The following is a 24,173-nucleotide window of genomic DNA, read 5'->3' as shown; positions in this document are numbered from 1 at the left end:
CTGCGCGGTGTCGCGCAGGAGTTGTCGTATCAATAGAAGGCTTACCCGAGTATGAAGACCGGGGTCAGCCCGTCGCGTCAGCGAGCCGGGCGAGGGTTTCCTCACGGCCCAGAATCAGCATCATGTCGAACACCGAAGGCGTTACCGCCCGGCCCGCCAGTACCGCCCGCAAAGGGGCTGCCAGCTTGCCGAACTTGGTATCATGGGCTTCTGCAAATGCGTTCAGAAGCGCCTCCAGATCGTCACGGACCCAGCTAGCATTTTGCAACTGCGGCGTCAATTCTTCCAGTATACCATCGGATACAGAAGCAAGGGCTTTTTCCGCCTTAGCGTCGCGCTCCAACGGCCGCGATGCCAGGACAAAATGCGCCTTTTCAAGAAGTTCAGGAAAGGTGCGCGCCCGATCCTTGAGGCAATACATCGCCGTTTCAAGGCCTTGTGACTGTGCGTCAGTCAAGGCAGGTTCCCCGGCGGCTGCCAGATAGGCGCTAATTTCGTGCCGCAGTGCAGCATCACCGCTGATGGCAATGTGTTGCCCGCACAGGTTTTCCAGCTTCTTGGTGTCGAACCGGGCCGGGCTTTTGCCAATACCGTTGAAGTCGAACCATTCGCGGGCCTGGTCGTCGGTAAAGAACTCGTCGTCGCCATGGCTCCAGCCCAGGCGGGCCAGATAGTTGCGCATCCCCGCCGCCGGGTAGCCCATGGCCTGGTATTCCTGTGCGCCGAGGGCGCCATGGCGTTTGCTCAGCTTCTTGCCGTCCGGTCCGTGGATCAGCGGGATATGGGCCCAGACCGGGACCTCCCAACCCATCGCCTGATAGATCATCATCTGTCGGGCGGCATTGTTCAGATGGTCATCACCGCGGATCACATGGGTGACGCCCATGTCGTGATCGTCGACCACAACCGCCAGCATGTAGACCGGTGTGCCGTCAGAACGCAGCAGCACCATGTCGTCGAGCTGGTCGTTGCGGATGGTGACGTCGCCCTGGACCTCATCCTTGATGACGGTGACACCGTCCTGCGGGGCCTTGATGCGCACCACATAGGGGGCATCGGGGTGGTCTGCGGCGTCTGCATCGCGCCAGGGTGAGCGGTAAAGGGTGGATTTGCCCTCAGCCTTCGCCTGTTCGCGGAACGCGGCAATTTCGTCCTGGGTGGCAAAACACTTGTAGGCCTTGCCTTCGGCCAGCAACTGCTGTGCCACCTCTGCATGGCGCTCGGCGCGCTCGAATTGGCTGATGACCTCGCCGTCGTGATCCAGGCCCAGCCAGTCCATGCCTTGCAGGATCGCCTCGGTTGCCTCCGGCGTGGAGCGTTCCCGGTCCGTGTCTTCGATGCGCAACAGGAACTTGCCGCCGCGGCCACGGGCATAAAGCCAGTTGAACAGCGCAGTGCGCGCGCCACCGATATGCAGAAAGCCGGTGGGAGACGGGGCGAAACGGGTGACAACCGGTTTGGTCATGAGCGGGATTTACCTTTTGGAAACCATCTGAGGCGTAGAGTTGCCGCCTGTCTACCGGGCCAGAAGGCGGGGGGCAAGCATGCGGCCGATTGCGGTTCTCTCAGACCAGCTGCACGCGCAGCGAGGTCATCTGTTTCCCTGGTGTCCGGTTTTCCTCGGCGCCGGGATCGGTTTGTATTTCTCATTATTGCATGAGCCGGGCTCTGGCCTTCTTTGGGCCCTGGCCCTGTTGGCGTTGCTGCTGGCGGCGGCCGCATCCTGCGGCCGGGCGCTGGCCTTCGTTTTCTGGGCACCCGCGCTGTTTGCCGCAGGCCTGTGTCTTGCCGCTGCGCGCGCGCATCTGGTGGCAGCCCCGGTGCTGGAGTTTCGCTATTACGGGCCGGTCGAGGGCAGGGTCCTTGCGGTGGACCGCTCCCCGACGGACGCTATTCGGCTGACGCTCGGCGAAGTGCGTTTGGCAGAGGTGGCGCCAGAGCGGACCCCGGCGCGGGTGCGCATTTCGCTCAAGGGCGACAGCGCGGTGCCCGAACCCGGTGCGCGGGTGATGACAACCGCGCATCTGTTGCCGCCGCAGGGACCAAGTGAACCGGGCGGTTTCGACTTCCGCCGCCACGCCTGGTTTCTGCAGTTGGGGGCGCTCGGGTATAGCCGCGTGCCAGTTCTGCTGGTGGCGCCGCCGCCGCGGGGTCTGTCGGTCGCCCGCCTGCGGCGAGGGTTGTCGCAGGAGCTGCAACAGCGCAATGGCGGCAAGACAGGCGGCTTTGCCGCTGCAATCAGCGTTGGCGACCGCAGCGCGGTGGACCGCCAAAGCCTGAATGCGCTTCGGCACAGCAACTTGGCGCATCTTCTGGCGATTTCCGGGCTGCACATGGGCTTGCTCACTGGGTTCATTTTTGCCGCCATGCGGCTGCTGTTGTGCCTGTTGCCCTGGGTCGGCGTCCGCTGGCCGGTCAAGAAACTGGCGGCGCTGGCGGCGCTGACAGCCGGAGCCCTGTATCTGTCGGTTTCGGGGGGGAATGTCGCGACGGAGCGCGCCTTTGTCATGGTGGCGGTGATGTTCGGGGCGGTGTTGCTGAACCGGCGTGCGATCACCCTGCGTGCGGTGGCGCTGGCCGCCGTGATCGTGCTGCTGCGCCGGCCCGAAAGCCTGATGAGCCCCGGTTTCCAGATGAGTTTCGCGGCCACGGCGGCCCTGGTTGCGGCCTTCGACTTGTTGCGACAGGCGCACGTGCCGCTGGGACCGCGCCGGCTGCGACCCGTCGTGGCGCTGCTGATTTCCTCCGCGGTCGCGGGGGCGGCAACAGCGCCCTTTGCTGCGGCACATTTCAACATGGTGCCGCATTATGGACTGCTGGCAAACCTGCTGGCGGTGCCGGTGATGGGCACGGTGGTGGTGCCCGCGGCGGTGTTGGCGCTGTGTCTGGCCCCGATCGGCCTGGAAGGTCTTGGCCTGACGCTAATGAGATGGGGGCTGGAGTGGATCCTTCTGATAGCCGAACGGGTTTCGGCCTTGGAGGGGGCGGTGTCCCATGTTGCCGTTCCAGCGGGCTGGGTGTTGCCGGTGTTTGCGGCGGGGATGCTGACGGCGATGATCTGGCAGGGGCGGCTGCGGGCCCTGGGTGTGATCCCCGCGTTGCTGGCGCTGTTGTTCTGGAACGCGGACGGTCGGCCGGTCCTGCTGATTGCGGATGGTGGCGGGCTGGTGGGGGCGATGTCCGCCGAGGGCCGCGCCCTGTCTCGGGCAAAAGGACAGGCCTTTACCGCCGGCATCTGGCTGGAGAACGATGGTGACCCTGCCCCCCAGACGCAGGCGGCGGCGCGTTGGGCGGACCTGGCCGCGGGACTGCCCAGTTGGCAGCACGCAGGCCTTCGCGTTCGACACGCACCCGGAAAACGAAAGTTATCCGCCGTCACCGAATGCGTTGACGGGGATATCGTCGTGACCACAGTCCAGGCAGATCCGGGCGTTGCGGTCGGCTGCTTGCTGCTGGGCCCTGAAGTGTTGCGTCAGACTGGCAGCATCGCCCTGGACGCAGCCGGACACTTGATGACAGCCCGCAGCCAGTCGGGTGACCGCCTGTGGACGAGGTGGCAGCCCGAAGGGACAGAGGTGCAACGTCTGCGACAGCTTTTTCAAGCCACACGATAGCGATCAACGCTCAACCTGGACACGCGGCAAACGCCACCGACCGGGTTATGTGGCAACTGAGAGTTGTGACCGGGACCTCAGTAGGTGCGGATGAGCCCCACCAGAAGCCCTTGTACCCGCACCTGATCCTCAGGATAGCGGCGGGTTTCATAGGCCGGGTTTGCGGCCTCCAGCGCAATGACGCCACCCTCGCGGATGTAGCGTTTCAACGTCGCTTCGTGACCTTCGACCAGGGCGACGACGATGTCGCCATCGTCGGCGGCCTCAGTCTCGCGGATGACCACGATGTCGCCATTGTTGATCCCGGCTTCGATCATCGAATCGCCTTTGACCTCCAGCGCGAAATGCTGGCCGTTGGGGGAGATCATGCCACCGGGCACGGTGATTTGGTGTGAGACCTGGCTGATCGCCTCAATCGGTACGCCGGCGGCGATGCGCCCCATGACCGGCAGGTCCACCGCAGCGCGGTGGCCGGATTGCGACCGGGTCTGAGCAGAGGCTTTCCCGCCGTCGACCACGGAGGGCGCAAAGCTCTTCGGCTCGGTACCGCTTGCGTTGCCTTCGGCGTTGCCGCCCAGGCTGTCCGGCAGGCGCAGGATCTCGATGGCGCGGGCACGGTGGGCCAATCGGCGGATAAAGCCCCGTTCCTCCAACGCGGTAATCAACCGATGAATGCCGGATTTCGAGCGCAGATCCAACGCCACCTTCATCTCGTCAAAACTGGGCGGAACACCGTCCCGCTGGAGCCGTTTGTGAATGAATTCCAGCAAATCAAGCTGCTTCTTCGTGAGCATCGCCGCTCCCTCCGCGCCGTGAGCATTGTTTTGCTTTGTTCTAGTCATGTTCCCGTTTTGTGTCAACAGGTCTCCCGCAGGTTGCTGAGCAGAGTGGCGCGATGACACGTGTGCACCCCCATCCACGCAAGACCGCGACGCATTCACAGAGGAAGGTAAGGTACTGCACTTTTTCTCCTGCCTGCCGAGGGCCGTCTTGGGGTGCACGCACCAGCAGCGCATTGGCGTCGGCTAGAACCGACAGCAGCGAACTGTCCTGGTTCTCAAAGGCGCGCAGGTGCCCCTTATCCACGTGTGCGCGCATGTAATGTTCCCGTGGACCATTGGCAGGCAAGGGGTGGGCCAGGGTTGCCTGCTGAAGCGGCGGCTGCGCGGTGGGCAGGCCCAGCATGGCGCGGATCATCGGGGCCAGGAACACCTCACCGCAAACCATGGCGGAGACCGGATTTCCGGGCAGGCCGACCATGGCCGCCCCTGACATCCGCCCGGCCATCAGGGGTTTGCCCGGACGCATCGCGACCTTGTAGAATGACCGTTCCAGTCCCAGCTCAGCGGCAACCGACGCCACCAGATCGTGATCGCCCACGGAGGCGCCGCCGATGGTGACCAGCAAGTCGGCACCCTCGGCCAGCTCAAACGCAGTGCGCAAGGCGTTTTGAGTGTCGCGCGCGATCGGAAGGATGCGGGCTTGGGCGCCAAGGCTTTCGAGCATCGCCTTCAGCCCAAACGTGTTGGAAACGATGATCTGATCCGAGCCGGGGGTGTCGCCTGGCATCACCAGCTCATCCCCGGTGGAAATCAGCGCCACCTGTGGGCGCCGGGTGACGGGCACCAAGGGGATATTCATTGCGGCCAGCAGGGCAACGTCGGCGGGCGTCAGAAGTCGCGGTGCGGCCAAGGTCCGGCCTGCGGGAAAATCGCCGCCGCGAGGACGGATGTGGCTGCTGTCGCCGGGAACGCCGGTGACGGTGATAAGATCGCCACTGCGGCTCACATCCTCTTGGATGATAACGAAACTTGCCCCTTCCGGGACCGGGGCGCCAGTGAAGATGCGCACCGCCTGACCTGGGCCGACCCGACCGCCGAAACCGTGGCCCGCGGCAGCCTCGCCGATCACCTTGAACATGGCGTGTGGCTCAACCTCGGCGGCGTTGACCGCATAGCCGTCCATGGCAGACGCGGCAAAGGGAGGCTGGTCGCGGTGCGACTGGACATCCTGGGCCAGCACCCGCCCGGCCGCCTCGGCCAGCGGCACGGTCTCGGTCTCCAGCTGCTGAACCAGCGCAAGAAGTTGCGCACGCGCCTCGCTCACGGGGATCATTTATGCCTCGTACTTTCCTGACTTTCCGCCATCTTTAAGCGTCACCCGGATGCCGCCGATTTGCATGGCCTTGTCCACCGCCTTGGCCATGTCATAGACCGTCAGCGCCGCGGTGGAGACCGCCGTCAGCGCCTCCATCTCGACCCCGGTCTGGCCCGTGGTCTTGACCGTGGCGGCGATCCGTACGCCCGGAAGATCCGGGTCCAGCGTCAGGTCGACCGCGACCTTGGTCACCGGCAAAGGGTGGCAGAGAGGGATCAGATCCGGCGTCTTCTTGGCCCCCATGATGCCTGCCAGCCGGGCCACGGACAGCACGTCGCCTTTCTTGGCGCGGCCCTCGCTGACGATGTCGAAGGTTGCCCGTGCCATGGTGACATGGCCCTCGGCGGTGGCGATGCGAGCGGTCACATCCTTGTCGGAGACATCCACCATATGGGCGTCGCCCTGGGCGTCGAAGTGGGTGAGAGCCATCTGGTAGGTCCTTGATTTACATTGCGTTTGGGGTCAGAGGATTGTCCAGAAGCTTGCGCGTGGCAGTCGCCACGTCGTCTTGGCGCATCAGGCTTTCGCCGATCAGGAAGCTGCGCGCGCCATAGCGGGCCATGTCGGCCAGATCCTGCGGTGTGGACAGCCCGCTTTCGCAGACGATGGTGCGGTCCGGCGGCACCAGACGCGACAGGGTGCGCGTGGTGTCGAGCGTGGTCTCAAAGGTCTTGAGATTGCGGTTGTTGATGCCCATCAGCGGCGATTTCAGCAGGCAGGCGCGCTCCAGCTCCTTCTCGTCGTGGACCTCAAGCAGCACGTCCATGTCCCACTCAAAGGCGCATTGTTCCAGTTCCTGTGCTTGCGCGTCCGAGACCGAGGCAAGAATGATCAGAATGCAGTCAGCGCCGAGCGCGCGCGCTTCGACCACCTGATAGGGGTCGTACATGAAATCCTTGCGCAGCGCGGGCAGCGCGCAGGCCGCGCGAGCCTCTGTCAGAAAGGCCTTGGCGCCCTGAAAACTGGGGCTGTCGGTCAGCACCGACAAACAGGTGGCGCCGCCTGCCTCATAGGCCTGCGCCAATTCGGCAGGGTTGAAGTCGGGGCGGATCAAGCCCTTGGAAGGGCTGGCTTTCTTGATCTCGGCGATCAGCCCGTACCCGGTTCGGTTGGCACGCATCAGGCTGCGGGCAAACCCGCGGACCGGCGTGGCATCGCGGGCTTCGGCCTCCACCGCCTCCAGCGGTTTGGCGGATTTGTCAGCGGCCACTTCCTCGAGCTTGTAGGCCTTGATCTTGTCGAGCACATTATCGGTCATGCCGGTGCCTCCGTTCCTGCGTTCCAGTCTATGGTATCTTCGCCACGGGCCGCGAGCCAAGTGTTTACCTGCGAAAAGGGCCGGGAGCCAAAAAAGCCGCGTCGTGCCGACAACGGCGAGGGATGCGCCGATCTCAGGATCAGGTGATCGCCCGGATTGATATGTTTTTCAAGCTTTTGCGCTGTATTTCCCCAAAGGATATAGGCGGTGGGCCGCACGGAGGTCTGGGCCAGGACCTGGTGCACCAGATGATGCCAGCCCAGGTGCTTGTGGCCATTGGCCGCGCCCGCGGGTACAGTCAGGGCCGTGTTGAGCAACAAGACACCCTGCTGCGCCCAGCCGCGCAGGTCGCCATTGGTGCGTGTGAAGCCAAGATCGTCGCGTAGTTCTTTGTAAATATTCAACAATGATCGTGGCAACGGATGCACGTCAGGTTCCACCGAGAAGGCCAGCCCATGGGCGTGACCCGGTGTCGGATAGGGGTCCTGGCCAAGGACTACCACGCGCGTGGCCTCAGGCGGGGTTAGGGAAAGGGCTGCAAAGCGTTGGGGCGCGGGCGGCAAGACTGTGCGCGTTTCCCTCTGCAAGGCGGCGCAGATGCGCGGCCAGTGATCGGCGAAAAACGGCAGCTTGGCCCAGTTGCCCAGCCCGGACGGCAGCGCGGTCATGCGGCTGAGGTGATCCGGGCCAGCGCCTCAACCTTGGTCCGCGCCGCACCACTGTCGATCGACTCGGCGGCCCGTGCCACGCCTTCCTTCAGATCCGCAGCATGGCCAGCAACGATCAAGGCCGCCGCCGCATTCAGCAGCACCGCGTCGCGGTAGGCCGAGGGCGCGCCGGCGAGCAGGGCGCGGAAGGCTTCAGCGTTTTCCTCAGGGGTGCCGCCGACGATGGCCTCGAACGGGTGAACCGGCAGGCCAGCCTGTTCAGGATGCACTTCCAAGTCGTTGATACCCTGGTTTTCTTCAAGAGACGAAACCCAGCTGACACCGGTGATCGTCAACTCATCCGTGCCGTCGGAACCATGCACCAGCCAGGCGCGCTCCGCCCCAAGGGTTTTGAGCGTTTCCGCCATCGGGCGGATCAGATCGCGGCTGAAAGCGCCGGTCAACTGACGCTTGACGCCCGCGGGGTTGGTCAAGGGCCCAATGATGTTGAATATGGTGCGGGTGCCAAGTTCCGACCGGGTGGGCATGACATGCGCCACCGCCGGGTGGTGCATGGGCGCCATCATAAAGCCGATGCCCGCCTCGTTTATCGCCTTTTCAACCACTTGCGGGCCAACCATCACGTTGATGCCCATCTGGGATTGCAGATCCGCAGTGCCCGATTTCGAACTGAGATTGCGGTTTCCGTGTTTGGCGACGACCACGCCTGCGCCCGCGGTGACAAACGCCGTGGCCGTGGAGATGTTCAGCGTGTTCTTGCCATCGCCACCGGTTCCGACGATGTCGATCGCACCGGCGGGGGCCTTCACCGGGTTGCATTTGGCGCGCATCACGGCGGCGGCGGCGGCGTATTCGTCGACGCTTTCGCCGCGGGTGCGCATGGCCATCAGCAGCCCGCCGATCTGGCTTGGCGTGGCCTCGCCCTCGAACAGGAGGGTAAAGGCTTCCTCCGCCTCTGCGCGGGTCAGGGCGCGTTCGGCAGCGGCGCCGATCAACGGTTTCAACTGGTCGCTCATGCCGGCACCTTCATCACATCGAGGAAGTTCTGGAGCAGCGCATGGCCGTGTTCAGAGGCGATGGATTCCGGGTGAAACTGTACGCCGTGGATCGGAAGCTCGCGATGCTGAAGCCCCATGATCGTCCCGTCCTCCAGCTCCGCCGTGATTTCCAGGCACTCGGGCAGCGTCTCGCGCTCCACCACCAGGGAATGATAGCGCGTCGCATCAAATGGTGATGGCAAGCCTTTGAAAAGACCGACATCCTTATGCCGCATTGCGCCCATCTTGCCATGCACGATCTCGTGGCAACGCACCACTTTGCCGCCAAAAGCCTGGCCGATGGTCTGATGGCCAAGGCAGACGCCCAGCAGCGGCGTGCGGGTCTCGGCAGCGGCTTCGGTCAGGGCCAGGCAGATACCGGCCTGATTGGGGTCGCAGGGCCCAGGCGACAGCAGGATGCCGGAGGGTTTCATGGCCATGGCTTCCTGAACGTCGATGGCATCGTTGCGACGCACGTCCATTTCCGCCCCGAGTTCGCCGAGGTAGTGGACAAGGTTGTAGGTAAAGGAGTCGTAGTTGTCGATCAGCAGCAGCATCTTGGCGAGCTCTTTTAAGGGTGGCGGGCGGGGGCCGCGCCGCAGTATAGTCGTCGCAACATACATGTTCAGGGATAAGGCGCAGCGTCAAGGGCAGGAAAGGCGATTGACCGGGGCCGGGCCGCAACAGGCCCGCGGGTGAAATCGCCGCCGGACGTGGCACGGGCAATACGGATCGAGAGGCAGAACAGGCATGCGGGGATTTCTGGGCGGCGTGAGTGTCGGAGCGTTGCTGGCTGCGGGCGGGCTGATGATGTTGTCATTGTCGGTGCCGCTGCCAGAGCGACTGACCGCAGGCAAACCGGCAGCCGATACGGCAGAGACAGAGCCAGGCCCATCCCAGGTTGGCCAGGCTACCGACAAGGAGACCGCGGAGGGTGCGGTGCCCGAGACACCGGTCGCAAAGGAACGCGAGGCGGGGCAGGTGGCAGATGCGCCGCGTCCACCAGCACCGGATACCGGTGCCACGCCTTTGTTGCCCAATGGTGGAGACCAGACCGAGGATGCGCCCGTCGCTGGGCAGCCACGGGATGCGGATCTTGCCGAAGCCCTTCCGACCGGTCCGGAGACTTCTGCGTCACCGGATGATCTGAGCGCCCTTGCCGCGGCCGACACGGCGCCCGCGCAGCGGCCGCAGGTGGCTGCGGATCCGGCCACCGGGGATCCGTCCGCACCAAAGATTGGCGTCGCCCCAGGGCTGGACGCGCCCTCTGAGGCGCAGCCGCCGCAGCCGAAGCTGCAAAAACCGGGTGCCCCTTTAGCACCTGACGCGGAAGCGGCAGTCGTGGCCGCGACGGATCCGGCCCCGGCACCCGCAACCCGCGAAACGGACGGGATTACACTGCAGGGCGAAGCCGACGCAGAGACGGATGAGACGCCCGCCCTGGCTTTGGACCTTCCGCAGGCTGAACGACCGGACACAGGCCGGGCCGAGGTGCGTCAACCCGACAGCGGCACCGCGGCCACCGGCCCGTCCGGGCAGGCGGTGGTGCAAGCACCTGATATCGGGATGCCTCCGCGGGCCACGACCTTGCCGGTGATCGGTGCCACGCCGACACTACCTGACGCAACCGGCACGGGCGCTAAAACCGACGACGAGGGTCGGCCTGATGATGCGCCGGTCACCCAGGCGGATAGCGCGCAGCCGGACGCCAGCGCCAGCCTGTCGCCGCAGATCGGTACCCCGGTGGTGCCGCTGACGGACCGGGACGATCTGGCGCAGGACAGCGCGGCGGCAGCGACATTCCCGTTCGCCGCTTACGCCGAGCCGTTTGCCAACCCGTCGGGACAGCCGCTGATGTCCATCGTTCTGATTGACGATACCGGCGCTGTCGGCGCGGAGGCGCTGGCCGATTTTCCCTATCCCTTGAGCTTTGCCATCGACCCGGACGATCCGGACGCCACAACAAAAATGGCGGCGCGCCGGGCGGCCGGATTCGAGGTTCTGATGCTGGCGGATCTGCCGCGCGATGCGGCTCCGCAAGATGCGGAAACCGCGCTGGAGGTCTGGCGCCGCCAGCTGCCCGAAGCCGTGGCGATCCTGGAGGGCGTTGAGACCGGCGTTCAGGGCAACCGGGCGCTGGCCGACCAGGTGGCGGCGGTGGCGGCCTCGGCCGGCTATGGGCTGGTGACGCAGAACAGCGGGCTGAACACGGTGCAGAAACTGGCCCTGCGCGACGGGGTGCCGGCCGGTGTTGTGTTCCGCGACTTTGACGGTGCGGGGCAAGATCCACGGGCAATCCGGCGGTTCCTGGATCAGGCGGCGTTCCGGGCAGGGCAGGAAGGGGCGGTCATCATGCTGGGGCGGCTGCGCCCGGACACGATTTCGGCACTGCTGATCTGGGGCTTGCAGGACCGGGCCAGCCGCGTGGCGCTCGCGCCGGTCTCGGCCAGCCTGGAGGCCAAACTGCCGCCAAAGTAAAACGACGCCCCGTCGCCAAAGTGAAACGGCGCCCCAAGGGGCGCCGTACCTTCGGCAGTCGAGTATTTTGGACCAGAAAGAAACAGTGAGCAACGCGCCCCTGTGCGCCGTCAGCGATTGCCGTTGGCGGTAAAGCGGGCGGCGTCGGCGGCGGCGCGGCGGATGGCGTTGGATTTGTGGACGGTCTCCATATACTCTGCCTCCGGGTCGCTGTCGTAGACAACGCCGCCGCCGGCCTGGATATAGAGGTTCTGATCCTTGACGATGGCTGTGCGCAGGGCAATGCACATGTCCATGTCGCCGCCGGCCGAGAAATAGCCGACGCCGCCGCCGTAGATCCCGCGTTTCTCCGGCTCCAGCTCGTCGATGATTTCCATCGCGCGCACCTTGGGCGCACCGGAGACGGTCCCTGCGGGCATGCCGGCAAAGAAGGCATCCAGCGCGTCCTTGTCCTCGGCCAGCTCTCCCACGACGTTGGAGACGATGTGCATGACGTGGCTGTAGCGTTCGATGATGAATTTCTCGGTCGGGCGCACGGTGCCGATTTTCGACACCCGACCGGTGTCGTTGCGCCCCAAGTCCAGCAGCATCAAATGTTCGGCCAGTTCCTTCTTGTCAGCCAGAAGATCGGCTTCCAACGCCCTGTCTTCCTCTGGCGTGGCACCGCGGGGGCGGGTGCCGGCGATGGGGCGGATCGTGACCTCCTGTCCAAAAACGCGGACCAGGATTTCCGGCGAGGCGCCGACCACCTGGAAGCCACCGAAGTTGAAGTAGAACATGAAGGGTGAGGGATTGGTGCGCCGGAGCGAGCGGTAGAGCGCAAAGGGCGGCTGGCGGAACTCTTGGGTCCAGCGCTGTGCGGGCACCACCTGGAAGATGTCGCCTGCGCGGATGTAGTCCTTGGCCTTTTCCACGGCGGCCATGTAGCCGTCCTTGGTGAAGTTGGACTGGGGCGGTGCGACTTCATCAGCGTCGCCGAGATCGCGGCTTTCGGCGGGCATGGCGCGTTCCAGATCGCGCACCGCGTCCATCACCCGTTCCGCCGCCTGGGCATAGGCGGCACGGGCAGTCTGCCCATCGCTGACCCAGACCGGTGAGACGACGGTCACCTCGCCCTTGACACCGTCGAGCACGGCAATGACCGAGGGGCGCAGCATCAGCGCATCCGGCAGGCCCAGCGGATCAGGGTTCACGTCCGGCAGGTGTTCGACCAGCCGGATCATGTCATAGCCGAGATAGCCGAACAGGCCGGCCGCCGCCTGCGGCAGATCATCGGGCAGCGCGATCCGGCTTTCGGCGATCAGCGCCCGGAGGTTGTCCAGCGGGTTGCCGTCCTGTGGCGAGAAAGCCTCTGCGTCAAAGCGGGCTGAGCGGTTCAACGAGGATTGCTCGCCATGGCACCGCCAGACCAGGTCCGGCTTCATGCCGATGATGGAATAGCGTCCGCGCACCTCGCCGCCGGTCACCGATTCCAGCATGAACGCATCTTTTTGTGCGCCGGTCAGCTTGAGCATCAGCGACACCGGCGTGTCGAGGTCGGCAGCCAGGCGGGTGTAGACGACCTGGTTCTCGCCGGCCTCATAGGCCTTGGCAAATGTGTCGAAATCCGGGGTCAGAGCCATGAAGTTGCGCCTATGTTACTGGAAATTGGCCTGCGCTGCATTCAGCGCCTGCTGGTCAATGCGGGGTTCTGCGCGGGTCTGCACATCCTGCATATAGGCTTGGAACAGCGCCTGTCCCAGCGACTGGTTCAGCTGGGCCTGCAGGGCCTGGGACAGCAGCTGCATGTCGTCGTTTTCGGCCGGCGGCAGGGTGCTGTTGAGGCGCACCACCACGGCGGAAGCCGCGTCCTGCACCAGGCGGAACTCGCCCGGTTCCATCTCAAACACCTGCGGCAGCAGATCGGCGGGCACCGTTTCGAGATAAGCGGTGCGGGTCAGGCCATTTTCGGTCGTGACATCGGCGCCTTCGGCGAAGCTTCCCGTACTTTCAGCTGCCGCCAGCACGGCTTCGCCCTGGTCGCGCAGTGCCGCGGCCACGCGGTCGGCCTGCCAGGCGGCCAGGACCTTGTCGCGGGCGTCGGCGAAGGGTTCGGGCCGCTCCGGCAGAACCTCGTCGAGGCGCAGGGCGAAGAGGCTGCCATCCTCAAGAAAGTCCACTTCGGGGAAATCTTCTTCGGTGACCTTGGCCGCCGCAGCGCGGAACGCCTGATAGGCGGCGATGCCATCGCTGTCCTCGCCGGTCCAGTGAATCTGGGCCAGCTCCAACCCGTTTTCGGTTGCCAGCTCCTCCAGCGTGGCGCCGCCGGCCAGCAGATCGTCGATGTCTTCCGATTGCGCTTCGACCAGGCGACGCGCGCGGTCTGAGGCCAGCTCTTCGCGCAGTTCAGGCTCAGCCTGCTCAAACGGGGTGATCTGTGCTTCGAGACGGCCATTCACGCGGTAGAGCGCCGGGCCGAGATCCGACGGAAGCGGTCCGACGATATCGCCCACCTCAGCTGCAAAAACCTCCTCGCCAGCCGCGCCAAGATCCCCCATCGACACGTCGCCCAGATCGATATCCTGAAGGGTCAGACCACGGCCATCGACCAGGCTTTCAAAGGTGGCACCACCGGTTTCAAGCTGTGCCTTGGCACTGGCGGCGCGGTCTCCATTGGTGAACACCAGACGTTCGACCAGGCGGCGTTCCGGTTGCTGGTACTGGTCGGCGCGGTCGCGGAACAGTTGTTGCAGGTTTTCGGCCGGGATCTCGATTTCGTCCAGCAGCATGTCGGGGCGCAGCGCCGCATAGGTGATGAGTTTGGTTTCCGGCAGCATGAACTGATCCTGATGCGCGTCATAATAGGCCTTCAGCGTTTCGTCCGAAGGCACCTCGGCGGTCAGCGCGATGTCATCGGCAGTCAGCTGCACGTAGGAGAAGCTGCGGCGCGCGCCGATGTAATCTGTCAGCGTATTGGTCAGAGTGGCGGGCATTTCCGCACCCGCCAATACCGCGCCCTGGATCAGGGTGCGCGCGGCTTCGCGGCGCAGGTCGGCCTCAAATTCCTTTTCGGTCAGCCCGGCGTTGTTGAGCGCAAAACTGTAAGCCTCGCGGTCGAATTTCCCGTCGACGCCCTGAAAGGCACTGATCGCGGACAGTTCCTCGATCAGGTTTTCGTCACCGATCGACAGCCCCAGTTCCGCGGCTTCATGGTCCAGCGCGGCAATCGAAATCAGCCGCCCCAGCACCATGCGGTCGATGCCAAAGGCGCTGAGCTGACCCGCGGTCACCGGTTGGCCGGTCTGCGATTGCAGCGACTGCTGCTCGCGGCGCAGCTCACGCACGTAATCAGCGATGCGGACCTCCTGATCGCCGACAAGGGCAACCGAGGAGGCCGAGCTGGTGAAGTTCACCGCGCCAAAGCCGGCAAGGCCGACGATCAGCATCCCCATCAGGATCCAGACAAATGTTTTTGATAGGTTTTTCATGCCTGCGGCCATGATGCCCTCTTTCGTGAAGTGTCCCGCGGGGTCCGGCCCCGGCGGGAATAAATGCCGTTGACTGAATACGCGGCTGCCCGCAGCGGGGCAAGGTGATTGCGGCGCGACCGACGCGGGATCAGGGATTAAACGCCGCCAGCCGCGCGAACAGCGCTTCGATGCCGCGGCCATCGACATTGGCAAAGGCAATGCGGAACTGACGCGCACCGGACGGATCATTCTCTGGCATGAACATCGAGCCCGGCAGCATCAGCACCGAAGCCTCGGTGACCAGCTGCTTCGCGATTTCCTCGGCGGGTTGCGCGAAGGGGTGTTCGACATAGGCGAAATAGGCGCCGCAGCCCAGGAGTTTCCAGCCCCGCGCGGCAAGGGCGGGAAAGCCTGCCTCGATCGCGGCACGGCGCGCGAGGATTTCGCGCCGTTCGCCCGCCAACCAGGCGGAGAGGTTTTCAATGCCCCACAGCGCGCCGATCTGTCCCAGCTGCGCCGGGCAGATGGTGACCGTATCGAGGAACTTCTCCATTTCGAACATTCTGGCGGGGGCGGTGGCGATGGCACCGACCCGGTGGCCGGTCAACCGGTACGCCTTGGAGAAGGAGTAGAGGTGGATCAGTGTGGCGTCCCAGCCAGGCAAACGGAACAGATCATGCGGTGCGCCGTCGCGGCTGTCAAAGTCGCGGTAGGTTTCATCCAGGATCAGCGCGAGGCCGCGGGCGCGGGCGAGGTCAAAGAAATCGCGCAGCAAATCGGCGGGGTACTCGGCGCCGGTGGGATTGTTGGGCGTGACCAGCACGATGGCGCGGGTGCGCGGGGTAATCAGTGCCTCAACCGCCGCAACCGAGGGCAGCATGCCTGCGCCGACCTGCAAAGGTTGCGCGGTCACACCGGCCATATCCAGCCACATCTTGTGATTGAAATACCAGGGTACGGGGATGATGACGTCGTCGCCTTCGCCACAAAGCGCGGCAATGGCCGCGGCAAAGGCCTGGTTGCAGCCTGAGGTGATGGCGACCTGCTCGGCAGAGATCTCGGCCTGATAGTGACCGCTGATCTGCGTGGCCAGGGCATGGCGCAGATCTGGGTTGCCCAGAACCGGGCCATAAAGATGCGCCGCGGTGTCCTGCAACACCGCGTCGGCCATCGCCCGACGCAGCCCGTCGGGCGGGGCTTCGGCGGGGGCAGCCTGGCTGACGTTGAGCAGCGGTCGTTCCGGCGGAAACGCCACCCCGGCCAGCCAGCGGCGCGATTCGACGATGGGCGAGACAAAAGTGGCCTGGGTGCGGGGGGTGGTCATCCTGTGTCCTGTCGGCGGGGGCGTTGCAAGAGTGTTGGCGCTATCGCTGCAGGTCTTGTCTGGCACGGACCCTTGTGCAGCTCAAGCGGTAATGGCGAGGGCTGGCGCTCGCGCGCGGGCGACCCTGGCATCAAGCGCCACCAAGGGAGGCGGGCGCAGACAGCTGCCCGAAACGATACGGGGACGCGGCCACACAGGCGCATCCCCGTTCAAAGACAGCTTGGCCGGGTCGGGTGCTCAATCCTTGCCGCGGTAAGGTTCGACATATTGCAGCGCCATATCCCAGGGGAAAAAGATCCATGTGTCCTGGCTGACCTCTGTGATGAAGGTGTCAACCATCGGTCTCCCCTTCGGCTTGGCATAGACGGTGGCGAAATGAGCCTTGGGGTACATTTTGCGCACCAGGTCCAGCGTCTTGCCGCTGTCGACCAGATCGTCGATGATCAATACGCCTTCGCCATCGCCCATCAGGGTCGCGTCCGGGGCCTTCAGTACCTCCGCCTCGCCCTGGGCCTGGTGGTGGTAGGATTTCACCGAGATCGTGTCGACGGTGCGGATGTCCAGCTCTCGGCTGACGATCATCGCGGGGGCCATGCCACCGCGGGTGATCGCAACCACGGCGCGCCACGGGGCGCCGTTCGGCCCCTGGCCGTCCAGGCGCCAGGCCAGCGCGCGGCTGTCGCGGTGGATCTGATCCCAGCTGATGTGAAAGCCTTTTTCATGCGGCAGACGGTCAGTCATGTTGTTTTGCTCCCCGCGAGATCGCGCCAGCTTGTCCAGATCCGAGCCGCGCCCGGATCCGGTCTTATACGGTAGAATAGTGTTACTTGGTGATGTCCGGCGCGTCCACGGCCTTCATGCCGACGACATGATAGCCCGCGTCGACGTGCAGGTTCTCACCGGTTACGCCGGAGCTGAGGTCGGACAACAGATACAGCGCCGATTTGCCGACATCATCGGTGGTCACATTGCGGCGCAGCGGCGAGTTGTATTCGTTCCACTTCATGATGTAGCGGAAATCGCCAATACCGGATGCGGCCAGCGTCTTGATCGGGCCTGCGGAAATCGCATTGACGCGGATCCCGTCCTTGCCCAGGTCCTCGGCCAGGTATTTGACGGATGCCTCCAGTGCGGCCTTGGCCACACCCATCACATTATAGTGCGGCATCACCTGTTCGGCGCCGTAGTAGGTGAGCGTGAGCAGCGAGCCGCCAGCTTCCATCATTTTCTCGGCGCGGTTGGCGACGGCGGTGAAGGAATAGACCGAAATGTCCATGGTCATCTGGAAATTGCTGCGGCTGGTATCGACATAGCGGCCGCGCAATTCGTTCTTGTCGGAAAATCCGATGGCGTGCACGACAAAATCCAGCTTGCCCCATTTCTCTTCCAGCGCGGCAAACAGCGCATCAATGGAGGCCTCGTCAGAAACATCGCAAGGCAGGACGATGTCGCTGCCCAGCTGCTCGGCCAGGGGACCGACCCGTTTTTTCAGCGCCTCGCCCTGATAGGAAAACGCCAGTTCCGCGCCGGCCTCGGCGCAGGATTTGGCGATGCCCCAGGCAATCGATTTGTCGTTGGCCAGGCCCATGATGAGGCCGCGTTTACCGGCCATCAGTTGACTAGACATGCAGGGTACTCCGCCTGTGTTCTATTGAATTAGGCGGTGTTTAGTATGCCGGGCGGGCCGCATCAAGGGTTCACGGCCTTGCCGGGGGCCGAGAAGCTGCTTAGGTTGCGGGCAAAATTGCAGCTGAGGTGCCCGATGTCTGACCGATCCGGAATATTTGCAGGGGAAGATCCCTTTGCCATCGCGCGCGCCTGGCTGACCGAGGCCGAGAGCAGCGAACCCAACGATCCCAATGCGATAGCCTTGGCTACAGTGGACGGCAGCGGGCTGCCCAACAGCCGTATGGTCCTGCTGAAAGAGATCGAAAACGACGCCTTTGTCTTCTATACCAATTACGACAGCGCCAAGGCGCAGGAATTGGACCAGGCGGGCAAGGCGGCTTTTGTGATGCACTGGAAATCGCTGCGCCGCCAGATCCGGGTGCGTGGCCTAATCGGCCGCGAGGACGGCGCGCAGGCAGATGAGTATTACCGCTCCCGCTCGCTCAAAAGCCGTCTGGGCGCCTGGGCGTCGCGTCAGTCACAGCCATTGGAGAGCCGGGCTGCACTGCTTGCGGAGGTGGCCAAGGTCACGGCGCAAAAAGGACCGAACCCACCCCGTCCGCCATTCTGGGGAGGTTACCGCCTGGTGCCGCTGGAGATCGAATTCTGGGCTGATGGCGCCTTTCGGCTGCATGACCGTTTTCGCTGGTGGCGCAGCACGCCGACGCAAACCTGGGACATCACCCGCCTGAACCCGTGATCGCGTGAACGAGTGTTGACCGTGGGTCAATAGCGAATTCGTGACAATTTCGAGACTTTTTAACTTGAACTCCAATGTCAGAATCGCGCATCTGGTCGTCGTCAAAATAAAAAAATATGTGGGAACATTAAGTGGCAGAAGATCTCAGCAGCTTGCAGCAGGTACAAGGGCTGGTGAAATGGTTCGACCCGGCCAAGGGCTATGGTTTTGTGGTTTCCGACGAGAGCGGCCCGGACATTCTGCTCCATGTAAATGTTTTGCGCAATTTCGGCCAAAGTTCGGTTGCCGATGGCGCCCGCATTGAGGTGGTCACCCATCAGACCGGTCGCGGCGTGCAGGCGGTGGAGGTGGTGTCGATCCAGCCACCCGAGCGCCCTGATACACCGGTTCTGAGCGATTTCGCCGATCTGGACATGAGCAGCCTGCGCGACGAGCCGTTGGAGCCCGCGCGGGTCAAGTGGTTCGACAAGGGCAAGGGCTTCGGCTTTGCCAACGTGTTTGGGCGCGACGAGGATGTCTTCCTGCATGTCGAGGTGCTTCGGCAATCCGGGCTTGCGGATCTGCAACCGGGTGAAGCGCTGGCGATGCGTGTCATCGACGGCAAGCGCGGTCGCATGGCCGTTGAGGTGTTGGCCTGGGAAGCGGCGGTAACCGCCGAAACAGAGGTCTGACCGGATGAGCTGGCGGCCTGCTTTGCGAAGCTTGGCCGCCATCGGTTTCCTGTGCGCCACAGCCGCGCAGGCCGCGCCAAACTGCCGGGCCGACAAGGTCGAGCTGCGCGGCGACTGGGGGCAGGCGGCCTTTCACATCGAGATCGCCGATACCGAAGCCACCCGCGCGCGCGGTTTGATGTTTCGCGAAAGCCTGCCGCGCGGAGCGGGCATGTTGTTTGTCTATGACCGGCCCCAGACTGCTGCCTTTTGGATGAAGAACACCCTGATCCCGCTGGATCTGATCTTTCTCGACGAACACGGCCGCGTCACCCGGGTACATGAACACGCGGTGCCGGGCGATCTGACACCGATTCAGGGCGGCGATCAGGTCTTTGCGGTGCTGGAGATCAATGCCGGATTGGCCCGGCGCTATGGCATCGAACCCGGCAGCCAGATGCGTCATCAAATTTTTTCGCGTAGTGACGCAGTTTGGCCCTGTTAGGGCTTTTCAATCCCGTTCAGCAGTTATAGGAAGACGCACGGTCCGGGGCGTGGCGCAGTCTGGTAGCGCACCTGTTTTGGGTACAGGGGGTCGTGAGTTCGAATCTCGCCGCCCCGACCACTTCTTCATAAAATCCCAAATCGATTGTTCGCGGCATGTCAGCCGCGCACAAATCGATTCTGGCGCAGTTGCCGGTGCTGTATCGGGCGATGTCGCGCGGTTAACGGTTTGTTAACTTGCTGTTAATCTGTTGTTTACCACTTGCTGCGCATCGGCGTCAGCCGCTGCGGTTGGCGGCGGGGCGAACGCCTACGTGTCGTTAAAAGAGGCGGTCGATAGAATAAATTTTCGGTTTCCCCCTGAGGTTGTTCGCGCGCAAGATTTGTAAGTCTGCGGCTCCGAAGATTGAGTGGCGAAAACCGGCCACGTCCGGGCAAGTTGTTTGCCGGATGCGAGAATTCAAGATACAGCCAACGAGCCGGTGATCTCGTGCAGGCAACGGGGGCTGTGGATGAATCGTTGGCCTCTGGGCACCCCCGTGAAGCCGCAGATAGGGTCAACAGCAAAGATGCTTTCCAAGACGTAAATTTTGCGTTGACCCTTTATGGTGTAATACGTCAAATTGTGTTCACCGGTTGCGCTGGCACTAGATCTGGTGGGGTTCAGGGCCGCAGCAACAACGCTGAAAACAGCAGACAGCCCAGTTTGAATGGCCTGCGAGGGTTCTGAACGCATCACTGTGTGGTGGCTGGTTTGACTCTGCCTTTGGGCGGCCGGTGATGGTTGGTGCTGGGGGCACCGCGACACATGACTGAACGCGTGCTTGAAACAAGGGGCAGAGCATGAAGATCGAACGCAAATTCACCAAACCCGGACAGGATGCATATGCGGATCTTGGCTTTGTTTCCGCGACATCGGAAATCCGGAACCCTGACGGCACCATCGTCTTTCGTCTCGACAATATCGAGATCCCCGATAGCTGGAGCCAGGTTGCCAGCGACGTCATCGCCCAGAAGTATTTCCGCAAGGCAGGGGTTCCCTCCAAGCTGAAGAAGCTGCGCGAAAAGGGGGTGCCGGAATTCCTGTGGCGCTCCGTCCCGGCTGAGGGCGCGACCTTCGGCGGCGAGACCTCCTCGAAGCAGGTGTTCGACCGGCTGGCAGGTGCCTGGACCTATTGGGGCTGGAAGGGCGGCTATTTCACCAGCGAGGACGACGCCCGTGCCTATTATGACGAGATGCGCTACATGCTGGCGACGCAGCGCTCCGCCCCCAATTCGCCGCAGTGGTTCAACACTGGCCTGCATTGGGCCTATGGCATCGACGGCCCGGCCCAGGGGCACCACTATGTCGACTACAAGACCGGTAAGCTGACCAAGTCGGACAGCGCCTATGAACATCCGCAGCCGCATGCCTGCTTTATCCAGTCGGTTTCGGACGATCTGGTCAAGGATGGCGGCATCATGGACCTGTGGGTGCGTGAGGCGCGGCTGTTCAAATACGGCTCCGGCACCGGCACCAACTTTAGCCACCTGCGCGCCGAGGGCGAGCCGCTGTCAGGTGGCGGGCGGTCCTCCGGGCTGATGGGGTTCCTGAAAATCGGCGACCGTGCCGCCGGCGCGATCAAGTCCGGTGGCACCACCCGGCGCGCGGCCAAGATGGTCATCGTCGACGCCGACCATCCCGATATCGAGCAATTCATCGAATGGAAGGTTCTGGAAGAGCAAAAGGTCGCTTCCATCGTCGCGGGCTCCAAGATGCATGAAAAGATGCTGAACGGCATCTTTGAAGCGATCCGCAGCTGGGACGGCACCGAGGCGGACGCCTATGATCCGGCGGTGAACGACGGGCTGAAGAAAGCGATCCGTGAAGCCAAGAAGGTGGCGATCCCGGAAACCTATATCAAGCGGGTGCTGGATTACGCCAAGCAGGGCCACACCTCGATCGAGTTCCCCACCTATGACACCGACTGGGATTCCGAGGCTTACAGCTCCGTGTCCGGGCAGAACTCCAACAACTCGATCCGAGTCACCAACGCCTTTTTACACGCCGTCGAAAAGGACGCCGACTGGGCATTGATAAACCGCACCGACGGCGATGTGGCCAAGGTGGTGAAGGCTCGCGATCTGTGGGAGAAAGTGGGCCATGCGGCCTGGGCCTGCGCCGATCCGGGCATCCAGTTCCACGACACCGTGAACGAGTGGCACACGTGCCCGGAAGACGGTGAGATTCGCGGTTCAAACCCTTGTTCCGAATACATGTTCCTGGATGATACCGCCTGCAACCTGGCATCGCTGAACCTGCTGAGCTTCCTCAAGGATGGGCAGTTTCAGGCGGATGACTTCATGCACGCCTGCCGGTTGTGGACGCTGACGCTGGAAATCTCGGTGATGATGGCGCAGTTCCCGTCCAAGGAAATCGCCCAGCGGTCCTATGACTTCCGCACTCTGGGGCTGGGCTATGCCAATATCGGCGGTCTGCTGATGAACATCGGCTACAGCTACGACTCCGACGAGGGCCGCGCATTGTGCGGTGCGCTGACCGCGCTGATGACCGGTGTATCCTACGCCACCTCAGCTGAGATCGCGTCGGAACTGGGGGCCTTTCCGGGTTATGCGAAAAACGCGGACCACATGCTGCGGGTGATCCGCAATCACCGCAATGCTGCAAAGGGCAACGTCGACGGTTACGAGGGGCTGTCGGTCAAGCCGGTGCCGCTGGACATCGCCAATTGCCCCGATGTGCTGCTGACCGATCTGGCCGCCAGCGCCTGGGACGAGGCGTTGGAACTGGGCAAAAAGCACGGCTATCGCAATGCCCAGACCACCGTCATCGCACCAACCGGCACCATCGGCCTCGTGATGGACTGCGACACCACCGGCATCGAGCCTGATTTTGCGCTGGTCAAGTTCAAGAAGCTCGCAGGCGGCGGGTATTTCAAGATCATCAACCGCTCCGTGCCTTCGGCGCTGGAAGGGCTGGGTTACAGCTCTGCCCAAATCCAGGAAATCGTGTCCTACGCGGTTGGGCACGGCTCCATCGGCAATGCGCCGGGTATCAATCACACGTCTCTGGCCGGCCATGGGTTTGGCCCCAATGAGCTGGCCAAGGTCGATGCGGCGCTGGAATCGGCCTTTGACATCCGCTTTGTGTTCAACCAGTGGACCCTGGGCGAGGATTTCTGCACCGGTGTTCTGGGCATCCCCGCGCCCAAGCTGAACGATCCGACCTTTGACCTGCTGCGCCACCTGGGCTTCAGCAAGGCGGACATTGACGCGGCCAACGACCACGTATGCGGCACCATGACCCTGGAAGGCGCACCGCACCTGAAGGAAGAGCATTACGCAATCTTTGACTGCGCGAATCCGTGCGGCAAGAAAGGCAAGCGTTTCCTGAGTGTTGACAGCCATATCTACATGATGGCAGCGGCGCAGAGCTTCATCTCGGGCGCGATTTCCAAGACCATCAACATGCCGAACTCGGCCACCATCGAGGACTGCCAGAAAGCCTATGAGCTGAGCTGGAGCCTCGGGATCAAGGCGAACGCGCTGTATCGCGACGGCTCCAAGCTGAGCCAGCCGCTGGCGGCCGCGCTGGTCGAGGATGACGATGACGCGGCGGAGGTGCTGGAGAGCGGCGCGCCGCAGGAAAAAGCTGCGGTACTGGCCGAAAAGATCGTCGAGAAGGTGGTCATCAAGGAGGTGCTGAAGTCTCACCGCACCAAGATGCCGCATCGGCGGAAGGGCTATACGCAGAAAGCCGTGGTCGGCGGCCACAAGGTGTATCTGCGGACTGGCGAGTACGAGGATGGCAATCTTGGCGAGATTTTCATCGACATGCACAAGGAAGGTGCGGGTTTCCGCGCCATGATGAACAATTTCGCCATCGCGGTATCGGTCGGTCTGCAATACGGTGTGCCGCTGGAGGAGTTCGTCGATGCCTTCACCTTCACCAAGTTCGAGCCCGCTGGCATGGTGCAGGGCAATGACTCGATCAAGAACGCCACATCGATCCTCGACTACGTGTTCCGCGAGTTGGCGGTGTCGTATCTGGACCGCACCGATCTGGCGCATGTGAAGCCGGAAGGGGCCACATTTGATGATCTGGGGCGTGGCGAGGAAGAAGGCGTGTCCAACCTGACCGAGCTGAGCGAAAACGCGGCCACCCGATCGCTGGAGGTGCTGAAGCAGATTTCCTCCACCGGCTATCTGCGCAAGCGCCTGCCGCAGGAACTGGTGGTGCTGCAAGGCGGACAGACGGACGCACAGGCCCTCGGCATCGACCCGGTCTCGGCGCTGCAATCGCTGGTGCCAGAAGTGGCCGAGTCGACAACGCCGGGCGGCACCGGCATGGACGCCCGAACCAAGGCAAAAATGCAAGGCTACGAGGGCGAGGCCTGCGGCGAATGCGGCAATTACACATTGGTGCGCAACGGCACCTGCATGAAGTGCAACACCTGCGGTGGGACCTCGGGATGTAGCTAAGTGATGACCTCTGCGGCGCGGGATTTGAACGCCATCGCCGCAGAGGAACTGGGAAGCCTGTTTCTCAGGTTTCCATATTGATCCGGGACCGGTGCGCCGGTTCTGAACGCTGAGATGGTCCAGGCAAAAAACACGCGGGCAGTCAACGATTGAACCTGATCAGTGCAACTGGCCCCCACTGCGA

19 protein-coding genes and 1 tRNA gene are annotated in these 24,173 nt (G+C 63.3%); 7 read left to right on the top strand and 13 right to left on the bottom strand.

All coding sequences use genetic code 11. The features are described from left to right. Positions 1–64 precede the first annotated feature (64 nt). Complete coding sequence (gene gltX, locus AC0IPL_RS08105) at positions 65–1,465, bottom strand: glutamate--tRNA ligase (RefSeq protein WP_474273443.1); 1,401 nt, start codon at positions 1,463–1,465, stop codon at positions 65–67. Positions 1,466–1,544: 79 nt separating this feature from the next. Here gltX and AC0IPL_RS08100 point away from each other — a divergent pair, with 79 nt between their 5' ends. Next, positions 1,545–3,614, top strand: coding sequence for a ComEC/Rec2 family competence protein (locus tag AC0IPL_RS08100; protein WP_474273441.1), 2,070 nt, complete (start codon positions 1,545–1,547; stop codon positions 3,612–3,614). Positions 3,615–3,691: 77 nt separating this feature from the next. Here AC0IPL_RS08100 and lexA read toward each other — a convergent pair whose 3' ends face one another. From lexA to AC0IPL_RS08065, 7 genes are read right to left on the bottom strand one after another with little or no spacing between them, the layout of a single operon-like run. Next, positions 3,692–4,408, bottom strand: coding sequence for a transcriptional repressor LexA (lexA, locus tag AC0IPL_RS08095; RefSeq protein WP_474273440.1), 717 nt, complete (start codon positions 4,406–4,408; stop codon positions 3,692–3,694). A 40-nt stretch (positions 4,409–4,448) separates the two neighbouring features. Then, complete coding sequence (locus AC0IPL_RS08090) at positions 4,449–5,729, bottom strand: molybdopterin molybdotransferase MoeA (RefSeq protein WP_474273438.1); 1,281 nt, start codon at positions 5,727–5,729, stop codon at positions 4,449–4,451. Beyond that, complete coding sequence (gene moaC / locus AC0IPL_RS08085; RefSeq protein ID WP_474273436.1) at positions 5,730–6,200, bottom strand: cyclic pyranopterin monophosphate synthase MoaC; 471 nt, start codon at positions 6,198–6,200, stop codon at positions 5,730–5,732. A 16-nt stretch (positions 6,201–6,216) separates the two neighbouring features. Further along, entirely contained in the window at positions 6,217–7,029 is an 813-nt protein-coding gene (gene trpC, locus AC0IPL_RS08080; protein WP_474273434.1) for an indole-3-glycerol phosphate synthase TrpC, read from the bottom strand. After that, the gene (locus AC0IPL_RS08075; RefSeq protein WP_474273432.1) at positions 7,026–7,697 is read right to left on the bottom strand and encodes a uracil-DNA glycosylase; all 672 of its coding nucleotides are present in this window, start codon (positions 7,695–7,697) and stop codon (positions 7,026–7,028) included. Before AC0IPL_RS08075 ends, trpC begins: the two co-directional genes overlap by 4 nt. Beyond that, the gene (gene trpD / locus AC0IPL_RS08070; RefSeq protein ID WP_474273430.1) at positions 7,694–8,713 is read right to left on the bottom strand and encodes an anthranilate phosphoribosyltransferase; all 1,020 of its coding nucleotides are present in this window, start codon (positions 8,711–8,713) and stop codon (positions 7,694–7,696) included. Before trpD ends, AC0IPL_RS08075 begins: the two co-directional genes overlap by 4 nt. Then, positions 8,710–9,291, bottom strand: a complete 582-nt coding sequence (locus AC0IPL_RS08065; protein ID WP_474273428.1) for an anthranilate synthase component II — start codon at positions 9,289–9,291, stop codon at positions 8,710–8,712. Before AC0IPL_RS08065 ends, trpD begins: the two co-directional genes overlap by 4 nt. 193 nt (positions 9,292–9,484) lie before the next feature. Here AC0IPL_RS08065 and AC0IPL_RS08060 point away from each other — a divergent pair, with 193 nt between their 5' ends. Beyond that, on the top strand, positions 9,485–11,212 hold the full coding sequence (locus AC0IPL_RS08060; RefSeq protein ID WP_474273426.1) for a divergent polysaccharide deacetylase family protein: 1,728 nt from the start codon (positions 9,485–9,487) through the stop codon (positions 11,210–11,212). A 110-nt stretch (positions 11,213–11,322) separates the two neighbouring features. Here the strand turns inward: AC0IPL_RS08060 and trpE are convergent, their stop codons facing one another. The 5 genes from trpE to fabI form a co-directional block, all read right to left on the bottom strand. Next, on the bottom strand, positions 11,323–12,834 hold the full coding sequence (gene trpE, locus AC0IPL_RS08055; protein ID WP_474273424.1) for an anthranilate synthase component I: 1,512 nt from the start codon (positions 12,832–12,834) through the stop codon (positions 11,323–11,325). Between the two features lie 15 nt (positions 12,835–12,849). Then, a complete protein-coding gene (locus AC0IPL_RS08050; RefSeq protein ID WP_474273422.1) occupies positions 12,850–14,691 on the bottom strand; it encodes a peptidyl-prolyl cis-trans isomerase in 1,842 nt (613 codons plus the stop codon). Positions 14,692–14,809: 118 nt separating this feature from the next. Next, on the bottom strand, positions 14,810–15,985 hold the full coding sequence (locus AC0IPL_RS08045) for an aminotransferase (RefSeq protein ID WP_474273419.1): 1,176 nt from the start codon (positions 15,983–15,985) through the stop codon (positions 14,810–14,812). A gap of 237 nt (positions 15,986–16,222) precedes the next feature. After that, positions 16,223–16,726 carry a xanthine phosphoribosyltransferase gene (gene gpt, locus AC0IPL_RS08040; RefSeq protein ID WP_474273417.1) on the bottom strand — a complete coding sequence of 168 codons (504 nt, stop codon included), beginning with the start codon at positions 16,724–16,726 and terminating at the stop codon, positions 16,223–16,225. A gap of 82 nt (positions 16,727–16,808) precedes the next feature. Then, the gene (gene fabI / locus AC0IPL_RS08035; RefSeq protein ID WP_474273416.1) at positions 16,809–17,612 is read right to left on the bottom strand and encodes an enoyl-ACP reductase FabI; all 804 of its coding nucleotides are present in this window, start codon (positions 17,610–17,612) and stop codon (positions 16,809–16,811) included. 135 nt (positions 17,613–17,747) lie between these two features. Between fabI and pdxH the strand changes: the two genes are divergently transcribed. From pdxH to AC0IPL_RS08010, 5 genes are all read left to right on the top strand, one after another. Next, on the top strand, positions 17,748–18,353 hold the full coding sequence (pdxH, locus tag AC0IPL_RS08030) for a pyridoxamine 5'-phosphate oxidase (protein WP_474273415.1): 606 nt from the start codon (positions 17,748–17,750) through the stop codon (positions 18,351–18,353). Between the two features lie 131 nt (positions 18,354–18,484). Then, positions 18,485–19,024, top strand: a complete 540-nt coding sequence (locus tag AC0IPL_RS08025; RefSeq protein ID WP_474273414.1) for a cold-shock protein — start codon at positions 18,485–18,487, stop codon at positions 19,022–19,024. A gap of 4 nt (positions 19,025–19,028) precedes the next feature. After that, positions 19,029–19,508 (top strand): DUF192 domain-containing protein, encoded by a 480-nt coding sequence (locus AC0IPL_RS08020; protein ID WP_474273413.1) that lies wholly within the window; start codon positions 19,029–19,031, stop codon positions 19,506–19,508. A 43-nt stretch (positions 19,509–19,551) separates the two neighbouring features. Further along, a tRNA-Pro gene (locus AC0IPL_RS08015) sits at positions 19,552–19,628 on the top strand. A 722-nt stretch (positions 19,629–20,350) separates the two neighbouring features. Beyond that, the gene (locus tag AC0IPL_RS08010) at positions 20,351–23,989 is read left to right on the top strand and encodes a vitamin B12-dependent ribonucleotide reductase (protein WP_474273411.1); all 3,639 of its coding nucleotides are present in this window, start codon (positions 20,351–20,353) and stop codon (positions 23,987–23,989) included. Positions 23,990–24,173: the final 184 nt, after the last annotated feature.

The organism is Leisingera sp. SA32 (assembly GCF_056033425.1).
Note: the sequence above shows the minus strand (reverse complement) of the source record. Positions and strands in the feature narration are given on the sequence as shown.

Excerpts from the sequence above, each read along its gene's own strand:
- gltX (WP_474273443.1), bottom strand. The coding sequence starts at position 1,465 with ATGACCAAACCGGTTGTCACCCGTTTCGCCCCGTCTCCCACCGGCTTT.
- AC0IPL_RS08100 (WP_474273441.1), top strand. The coding sequence starts at position 1,545 with ATGCGGCCGATTGCGGTTCTCTCAGACCAGCTGCACGCGCAGCGAGGT.
- lexA (WP_474273440.1), bottom strand. The coding sequence starts at position 4,408 with ATGCTCACGAAGAAGCAGCTTGATTTGCTGGAATTCATTCACAAACGG.
- AC0IPL_RS08090 (WP_474273438.1), bottom strand. The coding sequence starts at position 5,729 with ATGATCCCCGTGAGCGAGGCGCGTGCGCAACTTCTTGCGCTGGTTCAG.
- moaC (WP_474273436.1), bottom strand. The coding sequence starts at position 6,200 with ATGGCTCTCACCCACTTCGACGCCCAGGGCGACGCCCATATGGTGGAT.
- trpC (WP_474273434.1), bottom strand. The coding sequence starts at position 7,029 with ATGACCGATAATGTGCTCGACAAGATCAAGGCCTACAAGCTCGAGGAA.
- AC0IPL_RS08075 (WP_474273432.1), bottom strand. The coding sequence starts at position 7,697 with ATGACCGCGCTGCCGTCCGGGCTGGGCAACTGGGCCAAGCTGCCGTTT.
- trpD (WP_474273430.1), bottom strand. The coding sequence starts at position 8,713 with ATGAGCGACCAGTTGAAACCGTTGATCGGCGCCGCTGCCGAACGCGCC.
- AC0IPL_RS08065 (WP_474273428.1), bottom strand. The coding sequence starts at position 9,291 with ATGCTGCTGCTGATCGACAACTACGACTCCTTTACCTACAACCTTGTC.
- AC0IPL_RS08060 (WP_474273426.1), top strand. The coding sequence starts at position 9,485 with ATGCGGGGATTTCTGGGCGGCGTGAGTGTCGGAGCGTTGCTGGCTGCG.
- trpE (WP_474273424.1), bottom strand. The coding sequence starts at position 12,834 with ATGGCTCTGACCCCGGATTTCGACACATTTGCCAAGGCCTATGAGGCC.
- AC0IPL_RS08050 (WP_474273422.1), bottom strand. The coding sequence starts at position 14,691 with ATGGCCGCAGGCATGAAAAACCTATCAAAAACATTTGTCTGGATCCTG.
- AC0IPL_RS08045 (WP_474273419.1), bottom strand. The coding sequence starts at position 15,985 with ATGACCACCCCCCGCACCCAGGCCACTTTTGTCTCGCCCATCGTCGAA.
- gpt (WP_474273417.1), bottom strand. The coding sequence starts at position 16,726 with ATGACTGACCGTCTGCCGCATGAAAAAGGCTTTCACATCAGCTGGGAT.
- fabI (WP_474273416.1), bottom strand. The coding sequence starts at position 17,612 with ATGTCTAGTCAACTGATGGCCGGTAAACGCGGCCTCATCATGGGCCTG.
- pdxH (WP_474273415.1), top strand. The coding sequence starts at position 17,748 with ATGTCTGACCGATCCGGAATATTTGCAGGGGAAGATCCCTTTGCCATC.
- AC0IPL_RS08020 (WP_474273413.1), top strand. The coding sequence starts at position 19,029 with ATGAGCTGGCGGCCTGCTTTGCGAAGCTTGGCCGCCATCGGTTTCCTG.
- AC0IPL_RS08010 (WP_474273411.1), top strand. The coding sequence starts at position 20,351 with ATGAAGATCGAACGCAAATTCACCAAACCCGGACAGGATGCATATGCG.